The organism is Bacillus sp. Brlt_9, from assembly GCF_051948935.1.
In the GTDB taxonomy this organism is placed as follows: domain Bacteria; phylum Bacillota; class Bacilli; order Bacillales; family Bacillaceae_G; genus Bacillus_A.
This window is the reverse complement of the sequence record NZ_JAYJLO010000002.1, coordinates 447,889-473,788: the sequence shown is the minus strand read 5'-3', so window position 1 is coordinate 473,788 and position 25,900 is coordinate 447,889. Positions and strand designations below refer to the sequence as shown.

Annotated in this window: 22 protein-coding genes and 2 other annotated features; of the genes, 4 read left to right on the top strand and 18 right to left on the bottom strand. The window is 37.7% G+C overall.

What is annotated here, in order from left to right; translation table 11 throughout:
* Positions 1–31 precede the first annotated feature (31 nt).
* Positions 32–248: a binding site (T-box leader), on the bottom strand.
* A 222-nt stretch (positions 249–470) separates the two neighbouring features.
* The gene (locus tag VF726_RS08650) at positions 471–815 is read left to right on the top strand and encodes a PH domain-containing protein (RefSeq protein ID WP_440167424.1); all 345 of its coding nucleotides are present in this window, start codon (positions 471–473) and stop codon (positions 813–815) included.
* A 37-nt stretch (positions 816–852) separates the two neighbouring features.
* Here the strand turns inward: VF726_RS08650 and VF726_RS08645 are convergent, their stop codons facing one another.
* Positions 853–1,920, bottom strand: a complete 1,068-nt coding sequence (locus tag VF726_RS08645) for an AI-2E family transporter (RefSeq protein WP_440167422.1) — start codon at positions 1,918–1,920, stop codon at positions 853–855.
* Positions 1,921–2,096: 176 nt separating this feature from the next.
* Here VF726_RS08645 and VF726_RS08640 point away from each other — a divergent pair, with 176 nt between their 5' ends.
* Positions 2,097–2,309: a hypothetical protein gene (locus VF726_RS08640; protein WP_427266041.1), complete on the top strand. Its 213-nt coding sequence runs from the start codon at positions 2,097–2,099 to the stop codon at positions 2,307–2,309.
* A gap of 35 nt (positions 2,310–2,344) precedes the next feature.
* On the opposite strand, the gene VF726_RS08635 is transcribed toward VF726_RS08640, so the two are convergent.
* The 7 genes from VF726_RS08635 to cymR all read right to left on the bottom strand — a co-directional run bounded on the left by VF726_RS08635 (position 2,345) and on the right by cymR (position 8,740).
* Positions 2,345–2,473 (bottom strand): YrzQ family protein, encoded by a 129-nt coding sequence (locus VF726_RS08635; RefSeq protein ID WP_001053553.1) that lies wholly within the window; start codon positions 2,471–2,473, stop codon positions 2,345–2,347.
* Between the two features lie 18 nt (positions 2,474–2,491).
* The gene (locus VF726_RS08630) at positions 2,492–2,680 is read right to left on the bottom strand and encodes a hypothetical protein (RefSeq protein WP_000469281.1); all 189 of its coding nucleotides are present in this window, start codon (positions 2,678–2,680) and stop codon (positions 2,492–2,494) included.
* Positions 2,681–2,807: 127 nt separating this feature from the next.
* Positions 2,808–5,144 (bottom strand): SF1B family DNA helicase RecD2, encoded by a 2,337-nt coding sequence (recD2, locus tag VF726_RS08625; protein WP_440167417.1) that lies wholly within the window; start codon positions 5,142–5,144, stop codon positions 2,808–2,810.
* Between the two features lie 96 nt (positions 5,145–5,240).
* Entirely contained in the window at positions 5,241–5,900 is a 660-nt protein-coding gene (locus VF726_RS08620; protein WP_440167415.1) for a tetratricopeptide repeat protein, read from the bottom strand.
* A gap of 110 nt (positions 5,901–6,010) precedes the next feature.
* Entirely contained in the window at positions 6,011–7,126 is a 1,116-nt protein-coding gene (mnmA, locus tag VF726_RS08615; RefSeq protein WP_001038006.1) for a tRNA 2-thiouridine(34) synthase MnmA, read from the bottom strand.
* A gap of 16 nt (positions 7,127–7,142) precedes the next feature.
* The gene (locus VF726_RS08610) at positions 7,143–8,288 is read right to left on the bottom strand and encodes a cysteine desulfurase family protein (protein ID WP_440167412.1); all 1,146 of its coding nucleotides are present in this window, start codon (positions 8,286–8,288) and stop codon (positions 7,143–7,145) included.
* Between the two features lie 35 nt (positions 8,289–8,323).
* Positions 8,324–8,740 carry a cysteine metabolism transcriptional regulator CymR gene (gene cymR / locus VF726_RS08605; protein WP_000704116.1) on the bottom strand — a complete coding sequence of 139 codons (417 nt, stop codon included), beginning with the start codon at positions 8,738–8,740 and terminating at the stop codon, positions 8,324–8,326.
* A gap of 292 nt (positions 8,741–9,032) precedes the next feature.
* Between cymR and VF726_RS08600 the strand changes: the two genes are divergently transcribed.
* Together VF726_RS08600 and VF726_RS08595 are read left to right on the top strand one after the other, a co-directional pair.
* A complete protein-coding gene (locus VF726_RS08600) occupies positions 9,033–10,319 on the top strand; it encodes a replication-associated recombination protein A (RefSeq protein ID WP_440167408.1) in 1,287 nt (428 codons plus the stop codon).
* Positions 10,320–10,356: 37 nt separating this feature from the next.
* Entirely contained in the window at positions 10,357–10,998 is a 642-nt protein-coding gene (locus VF726_RS08595) for an RsfA family transcriptional regulator (RefSeq protein WP_440167406.1), read from the top strand.
* Positions 10,999–11,506: 508 nt separating this feature from the next.
* On the opposite strand, the gene VF726_RS08590 is transcribed toward VF726_RS08595, so the two are convergent.
* The 10 genes from VF726_RS08590 to secDF form a co-directional block, all read right to left on the bottom strand.
* The gene (locus tag VF726_RS08590; RefSeq protein ID WP_000903182.1) at positions 11,507–12,274 is read right to left on the bottom strand and encodes a tRNA threonylcarbamoyladenosine dehydratase; all 768 of its coding nucleotides are present in this window, start codon (positions 12,272–12,274) and stop codon (positions 11,507–11,509) included.
* A 501-nt stretch (positions 12,275–12,775) separates the two neighbouring features.
* Positions 12,776–14,551: an aspartate--tRNA ligase gene (aspS, locus tag VF726_RS08585; protein ID WP_097841224.1), complete on the bottom strand. Its 1,776-nt coding sequence runs from the start codon at positions 14,549–14,551 to the stop codon at positions 12,776–12,778.
* A gap of 12 nt (positions 14,552–14,563) precedes the next feature.
* Complete coding sequence (hisS, locus tag VF726_RS08580) at positions 14,564–15,835, bottom strand: histidine--tRNA ligase (protein ID WP_440167403.1); 1,272 nt, start codon at positions 15,833–15,835, stop codon at positions 14,564–14,566.
* Between the two features lie 69 nt (positions 15,836–15,904).
* Positions 15,905–16,133 (bottom strand) — a binding site (T-box leader).
* Positions 16,134–16,187: 54 nt separating this feature from the next.
* Positions 16,188–16,364 carry a hypothetical protein gene (locus VF726_RS08575; RefSeq protein WP_048531368.1) on the bottom strand — a complete coding sequence of 59 codons (177 nt, stop codon included), beginning with the start codon at positions 16,362–16,364 and terminating at the stop codon, positions 16,188–16,190.
* A gap of 201 nt (positions 16,365–16,565) precedes the next feature.
* Positions 16,566–17,006 carry a D-tyrosyl-tRNA(Tyr) deacylase gene (locus VF726_RS08570; protein WP_076873213.1) on the bottom strand — a complete coding sequence of 147 codons (441 nt, stop codon included), beginning with the start codon at positions 17,004–17,006 and terminating at the stop codon, positions 16,566–16,568.
* A 17-nt stretch (positions 17,007–17,023) separates the two neighbouring features.
* Positions 17,024–19,207, bottom strand: coding sequence for a GTP diphosphokinase (gene relA / locus VF726_RS08565; protein ID WP_001262809.1), 2,184 nt, complete (start codon positions 19,205–19,207; stop codon positions 17,024–17,026).
* A gap of 210 nt (positions 19,208–19,417) precedes the next feature.
* Complete coding sequence (locus VF726_RS08560; protein WP_000346214.1) at positions 19,418–19,930, bottom strand: adenine phosphoribosyltransferase; 513 nt, start codon at positions 19,928–19,930, stop codon at positions 19,418–19,420.
* A gap of 47 nt (positions 19,931–19,977) precedes the next feature.
* Complete coding sequence (gene recJ, locus VF726_RS08555; RefSeq protein WP_440167399.1) at positions 19,978–22,317, bottom strand: single-stranded-DNA-specific exonuclease RecJ; 2,340 nt, start codon at positions 22,315–22,317, stop codon at positions 19,978–19,980.
* Between the two features lie 101 nt (positions 22,318–22,418).
* The gene (locus VF726_RS08550; RefSeq protein ID WP_440167397.1) at positions 22,419–23,312 is read right to left on the bottom strand and encodes a cation diffusion facilitator family transporter; all 894 of its coding nucleotides are present in this window, start codon (positions 23,310–23,312) and stop codon (positions 22,419–22,421) included.
* A gap of 154 nt (positions 23,313–23,466) precedes the next feature.
* Positions 23,467–25,731 carry a protein translocase subunit SecDF gene (gene secDF, locus VF726_RS08545; RefSeq protein WP_440167395.1) on the bottom strand — a complete coding sequence of 755 codons (2,265 nt, stop codon included), beginning with the start codon at positions 25,729–25,731 and terminating at the stop codon, positions 23,467–23,469.
* Between the last annotated feature and the right edge of the window lie 169 nt (positions 25,732–25,900).

Sequence of the window (25,900 nt, the reverse complement as noted above, 5' to 3'; positions counted from 1 at the left end):
CTCCTTAAATATAAAAAACCCCCGCCCCTATAAAAGGGACGAGAGTTAACTCGCGATACCACCCTAATTATGAATTGATTATAACAATCAATTCATCACCTCATGGTGCCGTAACGTGGCAAGACGGCAGTGATTAGCTGCTCTCAGGATTAGCTTTCTGTTACCCTTCATTTAAAGCTTCTTTCAGCCATATGGAAGCTTCTCTCTATAAATGGGCTGTAACGTACTTGTTCCGTCATTGATTTAATGTATTATATGACTAAATATAATAGAATTCTCTTAAGTTTGTCAATGTAGATAATCATTTATATTATATCAATTGCTTATTATTCATAGCTATTCTACTATTCATTCTTAACAGCCTTTTCATATATTATGCATGTATTACTAAATTGTACTACCTCTACGTACTTTTCTAAATATTAATTTTTCTCTATAATTGAATTATCAATAATAAAGGAGCGATTGTAATGACAACCTTATTGAACAAAGCTAAAAATATGTTAACGACTGACGAAACGATATTATTTTACATAGCATGTTCGTTAAATATATTTATTTATCGTTCCGTCGCAAAACCAGGACTATTAATTTTAACGAACAAACGACTCTTCTTTTACGGACCAGATGTAAGTAAGAACCCATTATTTGAAGAGTACTCGTTCGCAAACATTTCTAATCTAAAAGAGCAGAAGCGTCTTTTCAGCAATCAAATTATATTTATGTACGATAATGAATGGAAAAAAATAAAACATATTCAAACAAATGATGTAAGCTCTCTCGTTCAACAAATACACGAGCAACTCTCAAAATAATGAAAGCCCTCTACTTTATAAGTAGAGGGCTTTTCTATTACACATTTTCTTTTTTCCAAAGAGGCCTTACATGAACGATCACTGTACGAATGACCGCTAAAATTGGAACTGATATGAGTAATCCTACAATCCCTGCCACTTCCCCCCCAACTAGTAATGCAAGCATAATAATGACAGGATGCATGCGAAGTGACTTACCAACGATGTAAGGAGATAAAATGTTACTTTCCAAAAATTGCAAAATAGCAATCGTAATTCCCGCCTTAATAAGTAAACTCGTTGATACCGTTGCCGCAATCATCAATGTCGGGATTGCTCCTAAAATAGGACCGAAGTACGGGATTATATCCGTTACCCCAATAATAATACCGAGTAATAATGGATATTTCATACCGATAAACCAAAAAGAAAGAACAGATACGCCCCCTAATACTAAGCAAACAAACAACTGTCCTCGAATATAACTTCCGAGTGACTTATCAATTTCTTTCGCTAGCATTTGCCCCGTACTACGCCACTTACTCGGGACTAGTTTCCAAAAGATATGATAAAACTCACCGTAATCTTTTAATATGTAAAATACAATGAACGGAATTAAGAAAATAATGAGTAACGAATCCAGTACACCACGAGCAGTGCTCATCACTTTATTTAAAAGTGCTTGTATTTTCGTTTCTACCCCGCCAAAAATTTGTTTCACCTTTTCATGAATAAAGGACGGGAAATTTGCTGTTTGTTCCGTAACGCCATCCATCCAAGAATCATACATTTTTGTAAACTGCGGGAATTGTTCATTGATTTCTTGTAATTGCTTAATCACAACTGGCGTTCCTTTATAAATGCCATAACCAATTCCACCAAAGAAAAGGATATAAATGAGCAAAATGGCGAGTGTGCGCGGCATCCCTTCCTTATGAATTTTTTCAATTAATGGATGCAATAAATACGCAATAAAACACGCAATAAGAAACGGTGTAATGGCCACTTTAAATACAAAAATAATCGGTGCCCATAGTGGCTTAATTTTTAAAAAGACGAGCAAGCAAAGAAATACGAGTAACAATAACCCTAAACGATATATCCAAATGATTTTAAGATTCTTCACACGAAAAACCTCCTCCACCTTTATTTTGAAAATAAATAGGGTAGGTTATGTGCAAAAGTTTTAAAATCTTTTCATGCAGACCATACTGTTTTGTAAAGACGTACATATACATAACATAATAAGGACAACCACCCCTGAGAATGCAGCGTGAAACAATATAATCAGGAGGGCTCATAATGGTTTTATTTATGCTCGTATTATCAGCACTTTTTATGATTCTTGAATGGGTTTGTATCGGGTTTGGTATTTGGAAAGGTTTCTTTATTCGTTCCTCACGAAAAGAAAGAGCGAAGCAATTATTTCATTACGGAATGCTTGGCGTTGGATGTTACGGCCTATCTTATCTCTTTTCTGAAATTGGACTTTTATATTTGCATACAAGCACATAAAAAAACTCCCTTGCGATAAAGGGAGTTTTTTACGCTTATAAATAAGATTTAATCATCTTACGTGCTTTTTTCATATTGCGTTTTGAAAATACATCTTGTTTGCGCGCATATTGATACGCTGCCGCTCCAACACCTAATGCGATTAATGAATTGCGTAGATTCAAAGTAAATCCCCCTTTTCGTTATCCGATCGTTCTTTCGTTCTCATCAAATAAATCATCAAGTGAGCTTAATGAACCGTCTTCCTCTACTTGATGCGTATGGATTTTCCCCTTTGAAACCGATAATTCGATATAACAATTCCAGCAATAAAATTGGTTGACACCTATTTTTCCAATGTCTTTCCCTTTGCAATTTGGACAAATGAACATATGGCTTTCATCTCCTTACAGTCTCCCAGATTCTATTCGCCATTATGTCCAAACCGCATTCATTTATACATCGCTGGAGCCTTTCAACGTTATACGTTTGAAAGTTTCACTATATAATTTCACCTTGTTACATGAAATCATACGGTGAAATGTTTTCCACGTCCATTTCTTCGCCATTAACTGTTACCATCTGTACTTCTCCTTGTGATTCTTGCAAGCGACTCGCTAAAGTCGTTTGACGCATTGCATCATCAAGGCGATTTACACCAGACTGGAAAGCTGTTTCCTCCCCGCAAATAATGAGGAACTTTTTACTTCTTGTAATGCCAGTGTAAATTAAATTACGACGTAACATACGATTGTAACTTTTTACTATCGGCATAATCACGATCGGGAACTCACTACCTTGCGACTTATGAATCGAACAGCAATAAGCATGTGTAATTTGATTTAAGTCTGGCTTTGTATATGTTACCTCAATTCCATCAAATGAAACGATAATCATATCTTGTTGCTCAACGTTTTCTTTCGCATAAAACACCGAAACAATTTCTCCGATATCACCATTAAACACTTGGCTCTCTGGCTGATTAACGAGCTGTAATACTTTATCGCCTCGTCTATATACGACATCACCGTAAGCAATTTCTTTACTCTTTTCCCTTTTCGGATTAAACACTTCTTGCAACGCTTCGTTTAGTACGTTAATACCGGCAGGGCCACGATACATCGGGGCCAATACTTGTACATCTCTTGCGCTAAACCCTTTTGTCTTAGCATTCTCACAAACCTTCTTAACAACCTCAACAATTTGAGCTCCTGTGCAGCCGATAAATGAACGATCTTTTTGATTTTGCGCTAAATCTGGTGGAAGCGTTCCATTTTTTATCGCATGGGCGAGTTGAATAACTGATGAGCCTTCCGCTTGACGATAAATTTCAGTAAGTTTTACCGTTGGAACTGCACCTGCATTCAATAAATCTTTCAGCACTTGTCCAGGCCCTACAGATGGTAATTGATCTTCATCGCCTACAACGATAACTTGAATGTTAGTCGGCAATGATTTAAACAACTGATTGGCAAGCCAAATGTCAACCATTGAAAATTCATCAATAATGAGCAATTTCCCTTGTACTGGATCCGTTTCATTACGCTGGAAAGACCCTTCTGGCGTCCAGCCAAGTAAACGGTGAATTGTACAAGCTGGAAGCCCTGTTGATTCACTCATTCGCTTCGCTGCTCTTCCTGTTGGAGCCGTTAATAATATCGGAAATGGATTATCATCACTGTATTCATTCGGATTTAATGATAGCCCGTGAAGTGACGCATACATTTCAACAATTCCTTTAATAACTGTTGTTTTCCCTGTTCCTGGTCCCCCTGTCAATAACATCATCGGTTTATGAAGTGCCGTTTGAATTGCTTCTTGCTGAAATGGTGCATACTGTACATTCAGTTGTTCTTCAATTTCACCTAACGTCTTTAACACTTCTGCTTCAGGAAATGAAGGTGTTTCCTCTTGATTCATAAGCCTACGAATAGACTTTACAACACCTTTTTCAGAGTAGAATAACGATGCTAAATATATCCGTTCTTCTTCTATGATGACTTTCCCTTCACTTTGCATCATTTCAACGCAACCTACAATGTCTTCCTCCGTCACTCTTCCTTCTTGATTATTTAAAAGTGACATCGTTTCTCTTACAAGTTGATCTTTTCCCATATAAACGTGACCAAGTTGTAATGATACATTTTCTAGCGTATAAAAACATCCCGCACGTACACGGTCGTCGTGATTACCCGATATCCCTAGTGCACGTCCTATATCATCTGCTCTTCCAAAACCAATCCCGTCCACTTCTTCAATAAGCTGATATGGATTATTACGAATCACTTCTAACGTCATCTCTTTATATTGTTGGTAAATCTTAATAGAAAGCTTCGTTCCAAAACCGTAACCATTTAAAAAACTCATTACTTTCTCTAGTCCTTGATGTTCAACAATTGTCTCATATATTTCTTGTGCTTTTTGCTTGTTGACAACACCATGTAACGCCTCAGGATCATCCATAATTTTAGAAATAGCATGTTCCCCGAGATGATCTACAATTTTTTCAGCTGTGCGCTTCCCTATCCCTTTAAATAAATCACTCGCTAAATATTGCACCATACCAGCTTTTGTTTGCGGCAATTCTTTCTTAAACGTTTCTACTAAATATTGTTTCCCATACTTTGGGTGGTCTTTAAAATGTCCAGTCAATGTAAACACTTCATCTTCATGCATGCGGGGAAAATGACCGTTTATCATTACTTTTTTTTCGTCGTACGTTTCATTTGTTTCAATGACTTTCATACTAACAACGGAATAGAGGTTTTCTTCGTTGTGGAAAATGGTATGAAGAACTTGCGCTTTTATAAATTTTTTCTCTTCTTCAAACAAATCCATTGCATGTTGATTTCCCATCTTTCCTCTCCTTTCCGGTTTCATTTCACTTTAATGAGCAGTACATCCCCCACCTCTTTAGATGAGGGATAACTACCCATTAACTATATTTTCATCTTATTCAGCTTCTTGCTCTAATAAACGAACACCATTACCAGCTAAAAAGTGATCTGGTTGAATTTCAGTTGCTTTCTTAAATAAAGCAAGAGCCTTGTCGTTATTTTCTTCAAATACGTACGCAACGCCTAAATTATAATACGCATCTGCATGCTCTTCATCCATTTCTAATACCTTTTCAAAATAAGGTTTCGCCTCTTGAATATGTTCTAGTCGTGCAAAGCAAAGTCCGCACTGGAACACAGCTTCTACATCGTTTTCATCTAATTCTGTTGCTCTTTGTAAAAACGGCAGTGCAAGACGATCATTCCCAAGTTGTACATGTGTAATACCTAGCATAAATGTTACATCAGCTGATTGTAATCCAGCTTGCATCGCCTGTTCAAATACAGCTTTAGCCTCTGCAAATTGCTCTTGACCGTAATATACGTTTCCTAAACCATAATAAGCAGCCGCAGATTTATCATCTAACTCTAATGCACGTTTATAAAATAAAATAGCTCTCTCACTGTCACCTAGTACATCTAATAAGTTTGCAAAATTAATGTATCCAAGCGCATCTTTCGGATTTTCTTCGATTGCTTCTGTGAAATTTTTAGCAGCTTCTTCCCAGTTTCCTTCTTGCATATATTGAATACCTGTTTCAAGTTTATTTGACATGTCCTTCACCTCTACAACAAATTATAACAAAGAATGTATTTTCCAAGCGAACGAAAATTCGCTTTATGTAAAAGAAACCTCTAACCGCGAATCGGCAGAGGCTTCTCGTTTTATCCTAAATAATCCAATTTCTTACCGCTACGGTACACTTCATCAATTGTAGCACCGCCTAAGCACTCATCTCCATCATAGAAAACGACTGCTTGTCCTGGTGTAATTGCACGAATTGGTTCGTCACAAAGAATACGAACTGTATTTTCATCAACGATTTGAACCGTTACTTTATTGTCCTCTTGACGATAACGGAATTTCGCTGTGCATTTAAATTCTTTTTCTTTCGCTTCATTACTTACCCAACCAACATTCGTAGCAATAACTTCATCACCATATAGAAGTTCGTTATGGAATCCTTGATCCACATATAGAATGTTTTCTTTCAAGTTTTTCCCAACAGCAAACCACGGATCACCGTTACCACCAATACCAAGGCCATGACGTTGTCCAATTGTATAGTACATTAAACCGTCATGTTTCCCTTTCACTTCACCAGATAATGTTTGCATCACACCTGGTTGTGCTGGTAAATAGTTACTTAAGAAATCTTTAAAGTTACGCTCACCAATGAAGCAAATACCAGTACTATCTTTTTTCGCTGCTGTCGCTAAACCGGCTTCTTTCGCCATTTCACGAATTTGTGGTTTCTTCAGTTCACCAAGAGGGAACATTGTTTTTGATAATTGCTCTTGGCTTAATTGATTTAAGAAATACGTTTGGTCCTTATTATCATCAACGCCGCGAAGCATTTTATATTCGCCGTCCATATAAGCAACGCGTGCATAATGACCTGTTGCTACATAATCAGCACCAAGCGCAATGGCATGCTCTAAAAATGCTTTAAATTTAATTTCTTTATTACACATTACATCTGGGTTTGGTGTACGACCAGCTCGGTACTCATCTAGGAAGTACGTAAATACTTTATCCCAGTATTGTTTTTCAAAGTTTACTGCATAATATGGAATGCCAATTTGGTTACACACTTCAATTACATCATTGTAATCTTCAGTTGCTGTACAGACACCATTCTCATCTGTATCATCCCAGTTTTTCATAAAAATTCCGATTACATCATAACCTTGCTCTTTTAATAAAAGAGCCGCTACAGATGAATCGACGCCACCGGACATCCCGATGACAACGCGTGTTTCGTGAGGTAGTTTGTTCATCATGTCACCTCCCATGCTAATTTTGTGTTAATCGCTTCACGATTTTCACTGTTTCGTACGCCGCTTTCTCAATTTGCTCTTTCGTATTTCCAAGTCCGAAACTAAAGCGTACGGATGAACGTATTTGATCGGAATCTTTCCCGAACATCGCTACTAATACATGTGATGGATCAATCGAACCAGCTGTACAAGCCGAACCACTTGATACTGCAATGCCAGCTAAGTCTAAGTTCACAAGAAATGGTTCAATGTTCATTCCTGTAAAACTAATATTAAGCACATGTGGTAAGCGATATTCTAAGTTTCCGTTTACCTCGAAAGTAATGTCTTCATTTTTGAAGACAGATACCATTATATCTTTAAACTCTTCATATTGGGCATTTTTTTGCTCACGAGTTTTTTCAGCTAACAAAATAGCATGCTGGAGCCCGGCGATACTCGGTACATTTTCAGTACCAGCACGGCGTTTTCTTTCTTGCTCCCCGCCTATTAATAACGGTTCAAATTTCACATCTGCACCAGCGTATAAGAACCCGACACCTTTTGGCCCATTAATTTTATGAGCTGAAATCGATAATAAATCAATGCCGAATTCTTTCACATCTATTTCTACTAAACCGTAAGCTTGTACCGCATCTGTATGGAAATAAGCTTGATGCTCTTTTAACAGCTTACCTATTTCCGCAATTGGCTGCATCGTCCCAACTTCATTATTCCCAAACATAACAGATACGAGAATTGTCTCTTCTGTTAATGCCTTGTGTATGTCAGAAACTTGAACGCGTCCTGTTTCATCGACAGGTAAATATGTCACTTCAAATCCTTCACGCTCTAACAATTCACACGTATGCAAAATCGCATGATGTTCAATTTGCGTCGTTATAATATGGTTACCTTTATGACGGTTCGCACGCGCTACACCGATAAGCGCTAAATTATCAGCTTCTGTACCGCCACTCGTAAATATAATTTCATTCGGATTCGCATGAATGCTACGTGCACACGCGCGTCTCGCCTCATCTACTGCATGGCGCGTTTGACGTCCATAAAAGTGAATACTAGACGGGTTCCCGAATGTTTCTGTCATATATGGAATCATCTTTTCGACCACTTCTGGGTGAGTCGGAGATGTCGCAGCATGATCTAAGTAAATGCGTTCCATTAAATCTCCTTCTTTCCAAATCGTTTCACAAGGAATTAAATGTAAAACATATAGCCCCCGTGATTTTCTTCCTCATAACGTACTAAATCTTCTAAAGTTGTACTATCTAACACTTCTTGCACCGCATCACGAACACGCATCCATAATTGGCGTTGTGCTGGTTCTTCTTCTTCTATCATTTCTACAACACTAATTGGACCTTCTAATACACGGATTACATCCCCAGCTGTAATGTTAGCTGGCTGATCTGATAATACATATCCGCCGTATGCCCCGCGCGTACTCTTTACTAGACGAGCGTTACGGAGTGGTGAAATTAATTGCTCTAAGTAATGTTCCGATAAATCATGTGCCTGCGCAATTGATTTTAAGGAAATTGGACCTTCACCAAACTTTTTTGCAAGATCGATCATAATTGTTAAGCCGTAACGGCCTTTCGTTGAAATCTTCATCTATTTTGCACCTCTTTTCAAATTTTCACTTCTATTAGTTATATCTTATTTATAAAAGAACACAATTTAAAATCCTATGAAATTATAGCATAATATAGTATTATAAGAAATTTCAACTTGTGTATCAAAATGATAACATAAAATCACATTGAAAAACTCGGAAATTATTACAATTGAAAGAAAAATGAAAATATTCATATTCATTTTTCCCACAAAATAGCATCCTATTTCAAATTCCACTAAAAAAAATGATACGATAGAAAGAGATTATACTTTAAGGGAGACGGTAATAATGAAACAACCACTCGCACATCGAATGCGCCCTACAAATATTCAAGAAATTATCGGACAACAACATTTAGTTGGCGAAGGAAAGATTTTATGGCGAATGGTCCAAGCAAATCATTTTCAATCTATGATTTTATATGGTCCTCCAGGTACTGGGAAAACATCCATTGCGAGCGCAATTGCAGGAAGTACTGGAACCCCTTTTCGCTTATTAAATGCTGTTACTCATAATAAAAAAGATATGGAAGTTGTCGTACAAGAAGCAAAGATGCATCGACACCTCGTTTTAATTTTAGATGAAGTACACCGTCTAGATAAAGCAAAACAGGATTTTCTATTACCTCATTTAGAAAGCGGACTTCTTACTTTAATTGGTGCAACGACGAGTAATCCATTCCATGCTATTAATTCTGCTATTCGAAGTCGTTGTCAAATCTTCGAATTACACGCATTAACAGAAGATGATCTTTTAATCGGCTTAAAACGAGCACTTGAAGATAAAGAAAAAGGTCTTGGAGAATATGATGTAACCGTTACACCTGAAGCATTACATCACTTTGCAAACGCATCAGGCGGAGATATGCGTTCCGCTTATAATGCACTTGAACTAGCTGTTTTATCTAGCTTTACAACGGATGACAAAGCTGCGGAAATTACGCTAGAAATCGCAGAAGAATGCTTACAAAAAAAGAGCTTCGTTCACGACAAAGGTGGCGATGCTCATTATGACGTATTATCAGCATTTCAAAAATCAGTACGCGGAAGCGATGTAAATGCAGCACTTCACTATTTAGCACGTCTTATTGAAGCTGGTGATTTACAAAGTATTGGTAGACGTCTTCTTATTATGGCATATGAAGATATCGGACTTGCTAGCCCGCAAGCCGGACCGCGTACGCTAGCAGCTATAGAATCCGCTGAACGAGTTGGGTTCCCAGAGGCACGCATACCACTTGCAAATGCTGTTATCGAGCTTTGCCTATCACCAAAATCAAACTCAGCTTATAAAGCACTTGATGCTGCATTACACGATTTACGTAATGGTCAAACAGGCGACATCCCAAGTCATTTAAAAGATAGTCATTACAAAGGCGCCGAATCACTTGGAAGAGGCATTGGATACTTATACCCACACGATCAACCAAATGGTTGGGTACAACAACAATACTTACCTGATAAAATAATAAACAAACAATATTATAAACCGAAAACGACAGGGAAATTTGAGCAAGCACTTTCTACTGTATATGAAAGATTACAAAGTTCGAATAAAACGAAAAATAAAGGGTAACCTAAGCGAAAACGTCACCATTATGGAGGCTTCGCTTATGAAAACACGTCAAGATGCATGGACAAAAGAAGACGATCTCCTTTTAGCAGAAACCGTTTTACGACATATTCGCAGCGGCAGTACACAAATAAAAGCATTCGATGAAGTCGGCGATACATTAAACCGCACTTCAGCAGCTTGCGGATTTAGATGGAATGCTGAAGTAAGGCCGAATTACGAAGATGCGGTGCAACTTGCAAAAAAACAACGTAAAGAATTAAAACGCTCTGAAGCTAAAATAGAAAAAGAGCATTTCACGAAAACGAAACAACTTGTAATTGATGCCGAGTTTTCAGAAGATATTATGCCAAACAAGCAGGATCTTACAATGCAACATGTCATCTCGTTTTTGCAAAACTTAGAGCATACCAACCCTTCACTCGCAAAGTTACAAACTGAAAATGAAGTATTACAAGCTCAGCTCACGACTTTGAAAAAAACGAATCATGAAATGGAAGCAAAATTAGCGGTACTCTCAAAAAAACAACAAGCAATCGAAGAAGATTATGCAATGCTCGTTAGAATTATGGACCGCGCTCGAAAACTTGTTTCGGTTGAAGAACAAGAAGAACAGATTGCTCCTATTTTCAAAACCGATCAAAATGGAAATTTAGATATTATATATTCTGCAGAGAATTAAAAAGGATGTCACCTAGCACAATTTTCCGGCTAAGTGACATCCTTTTTTTCTTCGGTGGATAGCGTATTGCTAAATGAAATTATATCTTCGATTTTTCGAATATATCTATCGTAACTTACAATATATCAACGATTTTTTAATTATATCGACTATTCGACAAGGAATATCGATTTACCGACAAATATTTACAAAATAAACAAACCTGCTATACAAAGAACTCACTGCATCAACTGGATATTTTTCACTTAAATGTTACTATACACATATACGATTGAAAGGAGCTGATTGCCATTTCATTAGTAGTCTTCAAAATAACACTCGGTATTCTCGTTCTAACGTTAGGCCTTTTTACCATTCATAGTTTAAAAAAGACCTCAGGTTATAAATCAGATAAATATGATCATTACTTACTAGCCTTACTTACATTTGAACTAGTAGTAATGCAAATATCCCTATTTCTTTAATACATAAAAAAAAGCATATATCCGAAATGGATATATGCTTTCTTTTATTCTTGCCCTACGCGTTTCACTTCTACATTTTTAATGCGTTCACGTACAACGTGACTTGCCATAATTAAGCCTGCCACAGATGGTACAAATGCATTTGATGAAGGCGGTAATTTCGCTTTACGAATTTTTGCATTTTCGTCTGGTACGATTTCTTTACGTACTTCTTCACGAATTACGATTGGGTTTTCGTCAGAGAAGACAACTTTTACACCTTTTTTAATACCCTCTTTACGAAGCTTCGTACGAATGACTTTCGCAATTGGATCTGTATGTGTTTTAGAGATGTCCGCAATACGGAAACGAGTTGGGTCCATTTTATTTGCTGCACCCATACATGAGATAATTTTAATTTTACGACGTAAACATTGTTTAATTAAATGAATTTTGAACGTAATCGTATCAGATGCATCTACTACGAAGTCCAAGCCATGTTTGAAGAACTCTTCATATGTTTCATCAGTATAAAACATTTCTAGTCCAATTACTTCACACTCTGGGTTAATATCTGCGATACGCTCTTTCATTAATTCTACTTTTGAACGTCCTACAGTAGATACTAAAGCGTGAATTTGACGGTTTACGTTTGTAATATCTACAACGTCTTTATCAACTAATACGAGACGCCCAACGCCAGAACGCGCTAACGCCTCTGCCGAAAATGACCCTACGCCTCCAATTCCTAAAATACCGACTGTACTATTTTTTAATATTTCAAGTCCTTCTTTACCGAAGGCTAATTCATTACGTGAAAATTGATGTAACATTCAGCTCTACACTCCTATTACAAAAATGGTCTACCATGTATTCTAGCGTTTTTCCGACTATTTGTATAGAAAAAGTTATAGAATTCCTAAAAATACATATTTCGAAAATGAAGACATAGTGTAAACCGACTTTTATTTCTTCCCAAATACACGTTTAAAAAGGAGGATTTAGAGAACCGAGCAGATCGAGGCACGTATGCTAGGAGGAGCGCAGTGTAGGAGTACTACTCGAGCACCGGACTAGCATACGTAACGATGAGGTGTGACAGTTATCTAAACCGGACTTTTTAAACTTCCTTTCAATACACGTTTAAAAAGGAGGATTCAGAGGACCAAGCAGATCGAGGCGCTAAAGCCAGGAGGAGCACAGTGTAGACGGACTACATGAGCACCGGACTGGCGAAGCAACGACGAGATGCGACGGCCATCTGAACCGGACTTTTTAAACAACCTCTCAAAAAAAGTCTAGATGGTATTAGTATAACCATCTAGACCCTATTCTTACTTCTCTTCTTTTAAGCTTAATTTTAAGTTCAACTCTTCAAGCTGTGCTTCTGCAACTGGGCTTGGAGCTTCTGTTAATAAGCAGCTTGCGCTTGCTGTTTTCGGGAATGCAATTGTGTCGCGAAGGTTCGTACGTCCTGCAAGTAACATAACAAGACGGTCTAAACCTAATGCAATACCGCCGTGTGGTGGCGTACCGTATTCGAATGCTTCTAATAAGAATCCGAATTGCTCTTGTGCTTCTTCTTGTGAGAATCCAAGCGCTTTGAACATTTTTTCTTGTACGTCACGCTCGTAAATACGAAGTGATCCACCACCAAGCTCATAACCGTTTAATACAAGGTCATATGCTTGTGCACGTGCTTTTTCTGGTGCTGTTTCTAATAACTCAACGTCTTCACGGAATGGCATTGTGAATGGGTGGTGAGCTGCGAAGTAACGATCTGCATCTTCATCGTACTCAAGAAGTGGCCAATCCGTTACCCATAGGAAGTTATATTTACTTTCGTCAATTAACTCAAGCTCTTTACCTAGACGTAAACGAAGTGCACCTAAGCTATCTGCAACAACACTCTTCTTATCTGCTACGAATAGTAATAAGTCGCCAGCAGTAGCTTCTAATGTAGCCATTAACGCGTTTGCTTCTTCTTCACCGAAGAATTTCGCAATCGGTCCTTTTAAGCCATCTTCTTCAACTTTAAGCCAAGCTAGACCTTTTGCACCGTATACTTTTACGAATTCAGTTAATGCATCGATATCTTTACGAGAGTATTTGCTCGCAGCACCTTTTGCATTAATTGCTTTTACTTGTCCGCCGCTTTCTACAGCACTTGTAAATACTTTAAAACCACAACCTGCTGCAAATTCAGATAGGTCTGTTAGTTCCATTTCAAAGCGTGTATCTGGCTTATCAGAACCGTAACGAGCCATTGCATCAGCATATTTCATACGAGGGAATGGTGCGCTAACTTCTACACCTTTTGCATCCTTCATAACTTTCGTCATCATGCGCTCCATCATATCCAAAATTTCATCTTGTGTTAAGAATGAAGCCTCGATATCGATTTGCGTGAATTCTGGTTGACGGTCTGCACGTAAATCTTCGTCACGGAAACAGCGTGCTACTTGATAGTAACGCTCAAATCCGCCGACCATAAGAAGCTGTTTAAATAATTGCGGAGACTGTGGTAACGCATAGAATTCACCGTCATGTACACGACTTGGTACTAAATAGTCACGAGCTCCTTCTGGTGTGCTCTTCGTTAAAATTGGTGTTTCCACTTCTAAGAAATCTTCTGTGTCTAAGAAGTTACGAATTGTTTTCGTTACGTCGTGACGCATTTTGAATGTGTTAAACATTACAGGACGACGTAAGTCTAAATAACGATATTTCAAACGCACATCTTCTGATGCATCTGTATCATCAGCAATAATGATTGGCGTTGTTTTCGCTGCATTTAATACGTTTACTTTCGTTGCTTGTACTTCAATACGACCAGTTGCCATGTTGTCATTAATTGCGCCTTCACCACGCTCAACAACTGTACCTTCTACGTGTAATACGTATTCGCTACGAATTGTTTCTGCTACTTCTAGCGCTTCTTTTGATGTTTCTGGGTTAAATACAACTTGTACGATACCTGTACGGTCACGTAAGTCGATAAAGATTAATCCACCTAAATCACGGCGTTTTTGTACCCAACCTTTTAATTGAACTGTTTGTCCAACTGCTTCTACTGTTACTTTTCCACATGCATGTGTTCTTTCAGCCACTGTAAGTTCCCCCTATATTAATTTCTCTGCTACGTATGAAGCAAATACATCTAATGCTACTTCTTCTTGTTCTCCTGTTGCCATATCTTTCAAGTTGATGATGCCTTTATCTAGCTCATCTTCCCCTAATACAGCTACAAATTTCGCTTTTAGACGATCTGCTGATTTAAATTGTGCCTTCATTTTGCGGTCTAAATAATCTTTTTCAACTGATAATCCAGCTTTACGAAGATCAAACGCAACTTTTGCAGCATGGTCTTTCGCTTTCTCTCCAAGCGCTACAACGTAACAATCAATGCTATGTTCAATTGGCAATTCAATATTTTCAGCTTTTAGCGCCATAATTAAACGTTCGATACTCATCGCAAAACCGATACCTGGCATTTCTGGTCCACCAATTTCTTGTACAAGTCCGTTATAACGGCCACCACCGCTTAATGTAGTAATAGCACCAAAACCTTCTGCCTCACTCATAATTTCAAATACAGTGTGTTGGTAGTAGTCTAAACCACGTACTAAGTTCGGATCTTTTTCAAATGGAACATCCATCATCGTTAATAGTTCTTGAACTTTTTCGTAGTATACTGCTGATTCTTCGTTTAAGTATTCTGTAATAGATGGTGCTGTTCCCATTAGTTCATGGTTACGGTCCTTCTTACAATCTAAAATACGAAGAGGGTTCTTTTCTAAACGAGATTGACAGTCAGAACAGAACTCACCGATACGTGGCTCAAAGTGTGCGATTAACGCATCACGGTGCGCTTGACGGCTCGCCGCATCACCTAAGCTGTTTAATACAACTTTAATATTTTTTAAGCCCATGCCGCGGTAAAACTCTACAGCAAGTGCAATTACTTCTGCATCAATTGCAGGATCGTTACTACCGATTGCCTCAATACCGAATTGTACGAATTGACGATAGCGACCTGCTTGTGGTCTTTCGTAACGGAACATTTGACCGATATAGTATAATTTCGTTGGTTGTGTTGCATCACCGAACATTTTGTTTTCAACGTAAGAACGTACAACAGGTGCAGTACCCTCTGGACGTAATGTTAAACTACGCTCTCCACGATCTTGGAATGAGTACATTTCTTTTTGTACGATATCTGTCGTATCACCAACACCACGTAAAAATAGCTCAGTGTGTTCAAAAATTGGTGTACGAATTTCTTTATAATTGTAACGACGGCAAATTTCGCGTGCTTGCCCTTCTATATACTGCCATAACTCAACAGTGCCTGGAAGAATATCTTGCGTTCCGCGTGGGATTTGAATAGACATATTCAGTTCCTCCTCAAATTGTTTTAATCTTAATAAAAATAAAAAAACTCCCGCCTCTACTGTTTGAACAGTAGGGACGAGAGTATTATACCCGTGGTGCCACCCTAATTGAAGCACGTATGCTTCCACTTTTTTAATAACGCTTAAATGTGCGTTCATCTCTACTAAGCATATGCCGTTCAAGTTGAAACCTCCAGAGTGTCATTCAATTCGTCATCATGTAGAAATGTTTTCAGCCTAAGACATTTCTTCTCTTTCCATGTGTGTCTCATTTACTCTTCTCTATCAACGGTTATATTCATATGTAAATATAAAATTACTATACGTTTGTTGAGTAGGATTGTCAAGTACTCTAAGAGCGTTCAATTTGCTTCTTTAGGCGCTTTACATCTTGAAGAGAAATCCCAAACTCAGAAGCAAGCTCCATTGAAGTATTGTTTTGCTCTTTCGAAATAAAATCATGAAAACTCACGTTAAACAGTTGATTTGCACCATTTGTAACAGAGTGCCCTTTTTCATTCATACGCATACGTATATCCCTCACATTCAATATGGATGTTTTACTTTTTATTGTTCCATATTGATTAAAGAGTTATACATAAACGAAACAGCTATTAATTCCAAAGAAATTCTCGGGGGTTATTTCCCACAAATAGCGGGATAAATGAACAAAACATACAACAATGTATAAAAAAGAGAGGATGATATCATCCTCTCTTCTTAAGCAACACTATTTACTTTCCACAATTAAGGTCACCGGACCATCATTGATTAAAGAAACATCCATCATTGCTCCGAACTTCCCTGTTTCTACACGCAATCCTTGCTTACGTACTTCTTCATTAAAGAAATCATATAAACGCTCTGCATAGTCAGGTTTGGCAGCATCCATAAAGTTTGGACGTCTTCCCTTGCGGCAATCTCCGTATAATGTGAATTGCGAAATTGATAGAACTTGTCCTTCTACATCAAGTACAGAATGGTTCATCTTTCCGCTCTCATCTTCAAAAATACGTAAGTTCGCAATTTTTTCTGCAATGTAAGTTGCATCTTTTTCTGTATCTTCATGCGTAATGCCAACTAGTAATGTTAAACCGAACGGAATTTGTCCTACGATCTCACCGTCTACTGTGACAGACGCTTCTTTTGATCGTTGTAAAACAACTCTCATCTTTTCTACACTCCCTATTAATGCATCATGCGTCGTACTGCATAAATTTCTGGAACGCGTTTAATGCGCTCAACTACTTTTTTCAAGTGCTGTAAGTTACGAATAGAGATTGACATATTAATTGTCGCCATCTTATTACGGTCACTTCTACCAGAAACTGCCGAAATGTATGTTTTCGTCTCTGTAACAGCTTGCAGCACTTCATTTAATAAACCACGGCGATCGTAACCTGAAATTTCAATATCAACGTTATACTCAATTTCTTTTTCAGGGCTACCTTCCCACTCTACTTCTAATAAACGTTCTATAGCTTCTTCTGTATGAACATTTACACAATCACGGCGGTGAATCGAGACGCCTCGGCCTTTCGTAATGTACCCAACGATGTCATCGCCTGGTACTGGGTTACAGCATTTTGATAAGCGAATTAGTAAATTATCCGCACCGCTCACTTTAACGCCAGAATCCCATTTTCGAATTTTCATCGGTTTACGAACTTCTTTAACTTCAACAATCTCTTCTTCTTCACGTTGCTTACGGAACTTGTCCGTTAGTCGCGTAACAATTTGTGATGCAGTGATGCCATTATATCCAACTGCTGCAAACATATCTTCTTCATTTGCAAAGTTGAATTTTTCAGCAACACGTTTTAAATTGTCAGGAGCTAACACTTCTTTCATCTCATACTCTAGGCTACGCACTTCTTTCTCAACAAGTTCACGGCCTTTTTCAATATTTTCATCTCTACGTTGCTTCTTAAAGAATTGACGTATTTTGTTTTTTGCATGAGATGTTTGAGCAAGTTTCACCCAATCTTGACTTGGTCCATACGAATGTTTTGATGTTAAAATCTCAATGATGTCACCTGTTTTTAATTTATAATCAAGCGTCACCATTTTCCCGTTTACTTTTGCACCAATTGTTTTATTCCCAATCTCTGAATGCACGCGATATGCAAAGTCAATCGGAACAGATCCAAGTGGCAATTCCATTACATCGCCTTTCGGTGTAAAGACGAATACCATGTCAGAGAATAAATCGATCTTTAATGACTCCATAAACTCTTCCGCATTAGAAGCTTCATTTTGCCATTCTAATATTTGACGGAACCATGTAAGTTTCTTCTCTAATGTACCTGTTGTTTCTGCTGTTTTTCCTTCTTTATACGCCCAGTGTGCCGCGATCCCGAATTCTGCAATCTCATGCATTTCTTTCGTACGAATTTGTACTTCAAGCGGATCACCTTTTGGCCCAATTACAGTCGTATGAAGAGATTGATATAGGTTTGCTTTCGGCATTGCAATATAATCTTTAAAACGACCTGGCATCGGCTTCCAACACGTATGAATAATTCCAAGTACCGCATAACAATCTTTAATACTATTTACAACGACACGTACAGCTAATAAATCGTAAATTTCATTGAACTGTTTATTTTGCAGTGCCATTTTGCGATAAATGCTATAAATATGTTTTGGTCTTCCAGAAATTTCAGGTTGAATTGCAACTTCGTCTAATTTCTCACGAATACCAGTCATTACTTCGTCTAAATACTCTTCACGTTCTGCACGTTTACGCTTCATTAAATTTACAATACGATAATATTGCTGTGGATTTAAATAGCGAAGTGACGTATCCTCTAGCTCCCATTTAATAGTACTAATTCCGAGTCTATGTGCTAAAGGTGCAAAGATTTCTAACGTTTCATTCGCAATGCGACGCTGCTTCTCTTGAGGCAAATGTTTCAATGTACGCATGTTATGAAGACGATCAGCTAGTTTAATTAAAATAACTCGAATATCTTGAGCCATTGCAATAAACATTTTGCGATGGTTTTCTGCTTGTTGTTGCTCATGAGATTTGTATTTAATCTTTCCAAGCTTTGTCACACCATCGACAAGCATAGCAATTTCTTTGTTAAATTCCCGTTCAATATCTTCTAATGTAATCTCTGTATCTTCTACTACATCATGTAAGAAACCTGCCGATACCGTAGCTGGATCCATGTGTAAATCAACTAAAATACCTGCAACTTGAATTGGATGAATAATGTATGGTTCACCCGATTTTCTGTATTGTTCGCTATGCGCATCGCGTGCATATTCATAGGCACGTGCCACTAGCTCAATATCTTCATCCACTAAATATTGACTTGCTTTCTCGAGTACCTGTTCAGCTGTTAGTACCTGCTCATTTGCCATCGAATCACCTTTTATTGAAAATTGACTTTATCTTTAATTAAATAGAATAAATTATATTCTATCATTATAACCCAATGATTGTGAATTGTGAAAAGGAAAAGATTTTACTGACATTTCACCATGATTTTTTGTTCAATTATACAAAAGTACCCGCTCCTCTCCAAGAGATTCACGGGTACTTTTTATCACCGTAGTTTTACTATATAGTGATTAGTATTTTTCTAATACTAATACATCGTAACCATCTAACATTTTACGACCATCTAAGTAAGTAAGTTCTACTAAGAATGCAATTCCTGCTACAACTCCGCCTAGCTCTTCAACTAGCTTAATTGTCGCTTCAATTGTTCCACCTGTAGCTAATAGATCATCTGTAATTAATACGCGTTGACCTGGCTTAATTGCATCTTTATGGATTGTTAAAACATCTTTACCATATTCTTTACCGTAGTCAACTGTAATTACTTCACGTGGTAATTTTCCTAATTTACGAACTGGCGCAAATCCTACTTCTAACGCATAAGAAACTGGGCAACCAATAATGAAACCGCGAGCTTCTGGTCCTACTACAAGATCGATGTCTCTCTCTTTTGCATACTCAACGATTGCATCTGTTGCTGCTTTGTATGCTTTACCGTCGTTCATTAACGGTGTGATGTCTTTAAAAACAATACCTTCTTTTGGATAATCCGGTACAATTGCGATATGTTGCTTGAAATCCATATTTCTGAATCCTCCTCAGATCTAAAAGGTTTGTAAATACAAATCCTTTACCCTAACTGTTCTACTTCTTTATGATTACGAATCGTTTCAAACCATGTATATAGTTGCTGATATGTGCTATAAACCAATTCTTTTTCTAATTGTAAGTGGTTCATTTTCTCACGATATGTGTTCGATTCAATTAAATCACGCTTTTGTTTTTTGTCTGCCATAAAAATGACGCCATCTTTTATTGTAACAAATTCTAACTCAAAAAACACCTGTGTCATGAAATTTACTGTATCTTTTGACCAACCTTTATGTTGACATAGTTGCGCTCCATATTGTCTTAAAGAAAATGGTGCTTTTTGGCTCAAGAACGAATAGTACCATTTAAAGTGTTCTCTCGTCGGAACAGTACTAAATAAATGATTATTCTCTTGATAAAATAGTGTATAAATTCGCGATGGGAACCCAACTTTAAATAGCGCTCTTAATTCATCTGTTCCTTTTGGTAAATCAAGGAACACGATATATTGGTCATCTAACTCAGTTACTTCTGATGCATGCATCATATGCTCTTTATAGTCTTCTAAAGAAAATTTATTCAATACCTCTTCAGAAAAATACACCATCGTTATTTTTTCTTTCGGAAGTTCTGCTACATTTGCTTCTACGTTACGCATACTACGCCAATCAAATAATTGCCATGCCTCTACTGCAATATCTTGTACCATTAATTGCGGCTTCTTAAAATTATTCCATTCATTAATAGATGCTTCTCCTATTACAGATACCTTTGCAACTGGAGAAATTTCTTTCGCATACGCACCAAAACCAAATCCGATTGTATCCAGTGTTGCTTGTCCATCACGAAGAGCCATTTTCAAATGAGAACCGTCGGATCCGATTGCTCGAATACTTTCTAGCTCTGCATCCTTCACTGCAATACGTGGTTTTGGATTTCCAACACCAAATGGCGCTAACTTTTGCATATCTTCAATGGCTGCAAGTGTTACATCCTCCACTTTACAAAAGACATCAACAGATGTAATCGGAATAAAATCTTCTTCCGTTAAAATCGTATCTGCTTGTTCATTTAAGCGGCGGCGTAATTCATCTACATCATTCATATGTAGCGTCATTCCCGCTGCCATCGGATGCCCTCCGAAGTGTGGCAATAACTCTCTACAATCTGACAAGTTTGCAAACAAATCAAATCCTGCAATACTACGTGCTGAACCTTTTGCTGTTTCCTTGATAGGATCAATGCTTAATACAATCGTCGGACGATAAAAACGTTCAACTAATTTAGAAGCGACAATTCCAATTACACCTGGATTCCAGCCTTCTTTTGCAAGCACCAACACTTTATTGTCTTCTGGCGGGAAATTATTTTCCACTTCAGCGATAGCTTCTTCTGTAATTTGCTTTACAATATCTTTTCGCAATTTGTTCAGCTCATCAATTTCTTCAGCTAGCTCTTTTGCTTCTTCTGGATCATCTGATAATAAAAGATGTACAGCCGGCGTAGCATCTTCTAAACGTCCAACTGCATTAATACGCGGTGCGAGTGAGAACCCAATACTCTCTTCTGTAATTTCACTTTGCGAGACATTAGCAACTTTAAATAGCGCCTTTAATCCAATATTTTTCGTCATGCGCATATGCTTTAAACCACGCTTCACTAGCAATCTATTCTCACCATGAAGTGATACTAAATCGGCTACTGTACCAATTACTGCAATTTCTAATAAATGTTCTGGTACACGTCCTAATAATGCATGTGCAACTTTAAACGCAACACCTACACCAGCTAAATAGTGAAACGGATATACACCGCCATCTAATTTCGGATGAATAATCGCAAGTGCTTCTGGCAATTGTGGTGGTGGCTCATGGTGATCCGTAATAATAAGATCTACGCCAAGCTCCTTCGCTATCTTCGCTTCATGTACCGCTGCGATACCAGTATCCACAGTAATAATTAGTGAAAATCCTGCGCTATGCGCCCAGCGAAATGCTTCTTCATTTGGTCCATAACCTTCTGTAAAACGGTTTGGAATATAAAATTCTACGTCTGCACCTAATTCTTGCAAGGCAAGATATAACACAGTCGTACTACTTACTCCATCGGCATCGTAGTCACCAAATATTAATATTTGTTCTCCATTTTGAATCGCCTTATTTACACGTTCTACCGTTCGATCCATTCCTTCTAATAAAAATGGATCATGAAATTCTTGATTTTCTGTATTTAAAAAATCTAAAATCTTATCTTCTGTATCTAATCCTCTGCCGAGGAATAAAGAAACGACAAGTGGTGATAATTGTAATTTACTTGCTAATTCACTCACTCGCTCGCCATTATATTCTTTTTCTTTCCAACGCGTCTTCGGTTGTAACACGAAATCACCCCTTAACCTGTTCATTATACAAGACAGATTAAGGGGTGACAATATAATGCAAACTACGATGCAATATCTATATACTAAAATGTTAATAATATTTAATTTGGAGAATACGGATTTATATGTACAAACACATTTTGTACGTTATCTTGTTTCATAAGCGTTTCTTTCACATGCTTTCCAATGCGGTGCCCTTCCTCTACAGTAATGTATGGATCTACAGAAACTTTAATATCAACAATAACGTAATGACCATGCTCCCTTGCATATAAAGAACCAATTTTTTTCACACCATCTATTTGAAGTACTGCTTCTCTAAGAGGAACAACATCTTCCTCATGAAGAACATGATCAAGCGTTGCATGTATTGCTTCCGCCCCAATACTCCACGCCATTTTTGCAACAAGAAGTGAAACAAATAATCCTGCAATTGGATCGGCATATACAAGCCAATCTACCCCAAACTTACCACCGATAATCGCTGCACAAATACCGATTAAAGCTGCAATTGAAGAAAATACATCCGAACGGTGCTCATATGCATTTGCAATAATTGCATCACTATTTACCCTCTTCCCTAATCGGAATTTATATTGAAACATTCCTTCTTTTACGACAATCGAAAGAACAACAGCAAAAATCGTAATTCCTTTCGGTGGTTCTAGTTCCTGCGAAAAAGCTTTTATAGACGAAATCGCTATCTCGATTCCCACAATAAATAATAATACCGCAACAATAATCGCTGAAATCGATTCAGCTTTACCATGACCATACGGATGATCTTCATCAGGCGGCTGCTTTGCTGCTCGCAATCCAAACAGTACAGCCAGCGAACCGATTACATCTGATGCAGAATGCACAGCATCCGCTAATAGCGCTTTACTATTCCCAATATAACCAATTACCGCCTTTACAATCGCTAATATAATATTCCCAACGATCCCGACAATAGCACCAAACTCGGCCTGTTTAAAACGTTCATCTTTTTCCATAATTAAAATCCCTTCTTTTCTTAACCTATCTTTTTAGTTTAACAAAAACAGCGATAAAACCACCACTTTCTTCCATTTATTTTTTTCAAAAGTTGCTATCTTATTGTATCCACAAACGAAAAAAGAGATGCCTCATAAAGAGACATCATCTTTTTTATACTTGCGGTTCAGATTCTACTTTCTCAACCTTCTTCTTGTTTTTAGCTTTTTTCAAACGACGGTTTTCAAGCATTAACCAAATTTGAGAAGCAACGAAAACAGAAGAGTACGTACCTACAACTAAGCCGACAAGTAAGGCAAACGAGAAGTTACGTAGTGACTCACTACCGAAGATAAGTAACGCAATTACTGGGAATAACACTGTTAATACGGTATTAATCGAACGACCAAGCGTTTGACGAATACTTGCATTTACGATTTCTTCTAAGTCTTTTATATCACGAACTCGTTTTTTCTGTTTGTATAATTCACGGTTTCTATCAAATGTAACAATCGAGTCATTAATAGAATAACCGATGATTGTTAATACCGCAGCGATAAACGTTAAGTCTACCTCTAATTGGAAAATACTAAATATAACAACCATAACGAATGCGTCATGTAATAATGCAAGTACTGCAGATAATGCGTACGTAAATCTGAATCGAATACTTACGTATAAAATGATAACCGCAGAAGCGATTAATACTGCGATAAATGCATTTCGTGCAATTTCTTTCCCAATTGTCGGTGAAACTGTACTTACGTTTGGATCTGTACCATATTTATCGTGGAAGAATGTTTTTGTTTTCGCAATTTCATCTTTTGATAGAACACCTAATGTACGAACTGCGAACCCTTTATTGTCATCTCCAGTCGGTACAATATTTTCTTCCTTCACATCAATGTTCAATTCTTTAAAATCTTTATGAACATCAGACACAGTAAGTGTTTGTTTTGATTGCAAGTCGATACGTGTACCACTCGCAAAGTCAATACCAAGATTCAATTTGAAAATTGGTAAAATAATTGCACCTGCAATTACAACTACAATCGAGAAAACAAGGAATTTATGACCGATATTTACGAAGTTAATACGATCAAATCTTGTCGGTGGATGTACTACACCTTTTGTTAATGGAATAATATCCTTTTGTTTTACACCAAAGTATCCTGGTTTTTTATCGAAGTAACGGCTCTTTACAAGTAATCCTAGTAAGAAACGAGTACCGAATACGTTCGTAATGAAACCGACTAAAATACTTACGATTAAACTTGTTGCGAATCCTTTTACAGAGCTATTACCATAAACGAATAACACACCAGCTGCTGCAAGTGTTGTAATGTTCGCATCTAAAATCGTTGCTAATGAACGATGGTTACCAGCACGGAATGCTGACATCATTGACTTACCAATTTTCAGCTCTTCTTTCAGTCTCTCGTACGTAATAATATTCGCATCAACTGCGATACCTACCCCGAGCACTAACGCCGCAATACCTGGCAACGTAAGAACTGCATGCATCCAGTTAAAGACAAGTAATGTAACGAAAATGTATAAACCTAACATAATAACCGCTACAAGTCCTGGTAAACGGTAGAATACAAGCATAAATAAGAAAATAAGAGCGATACCAATCGCACTAGCGAAAATCGTTTGCTCTAACGCTTGTTGACCAAACTTCGCTCCAACAGATGTTGAATACATTTCTTTTAAATCAACAGGAAGTGCACCTGCATTTAATAAAGATGAAAGTTGTTTCGCGCTTTCAACTGTGAAGTTTCCACCTACGATAGATACTTCAGCTTGATTAAACACTTGGCTTACTGTTGCTGCTGATAAGAACTTCGGATTCGGTTTTGCAGATTCTGCTTTGTATGAATCTTTTCCTTCTTCAAAATCAAGCCAAATTACCATTAAATTCGTTGGTGGTGGCATTTTTGAAATTTTTTCAGTCACTTCACGGAATTTTTCAGCGCTTTTTAGTGTAAGACCTACGCTCGCACGGCCTTGCTCATCGAATGTTTGCTTCGCTCCGCCGCCTTTTAAATCCGTTCCGTCCATAAGAAGGTTGTCATCTACATCACGGAATGTTAATTTCGCTTGTGTTGATAACATTTCACGTGCTTTTTGCTGATCTTGTACACCAGCAAGCTGTACGCGAATTCGGTCCTGCCCTTCAATTTGAATGTTCGGCTCACTTACACCGAGAACATTGACACGATTTTCAAGAGCACCTACTGTACTTACAAGTGCCTCTCGGTCAATTTTATCACCTTTTTTGGCTGGTTTTACTTCATACAGAATTTCAAAACCACCGCGAAGGTCTAGTCCTAGACTAATTCCTTTTGCTATGTCTTTTCCTGCCGCACCAATTACTCCACCGATCAATAATACGATGAGGAAAAAGGCGGCAATTCTCGTACCACGCTTTGCCATATGTACCCTCTTTCTGCTACTAACACTTTAAATAAATCTCTTACGATTCACTTTTACACGTGTGCATACGCCTAGTTAGTAGACTTCCTTTCTATAATTTTGCTAGTTCATCGCTAGCTGTGTCGATATGGTTTTCACAATACCTACACTTTCATTATTTATTTTTTCT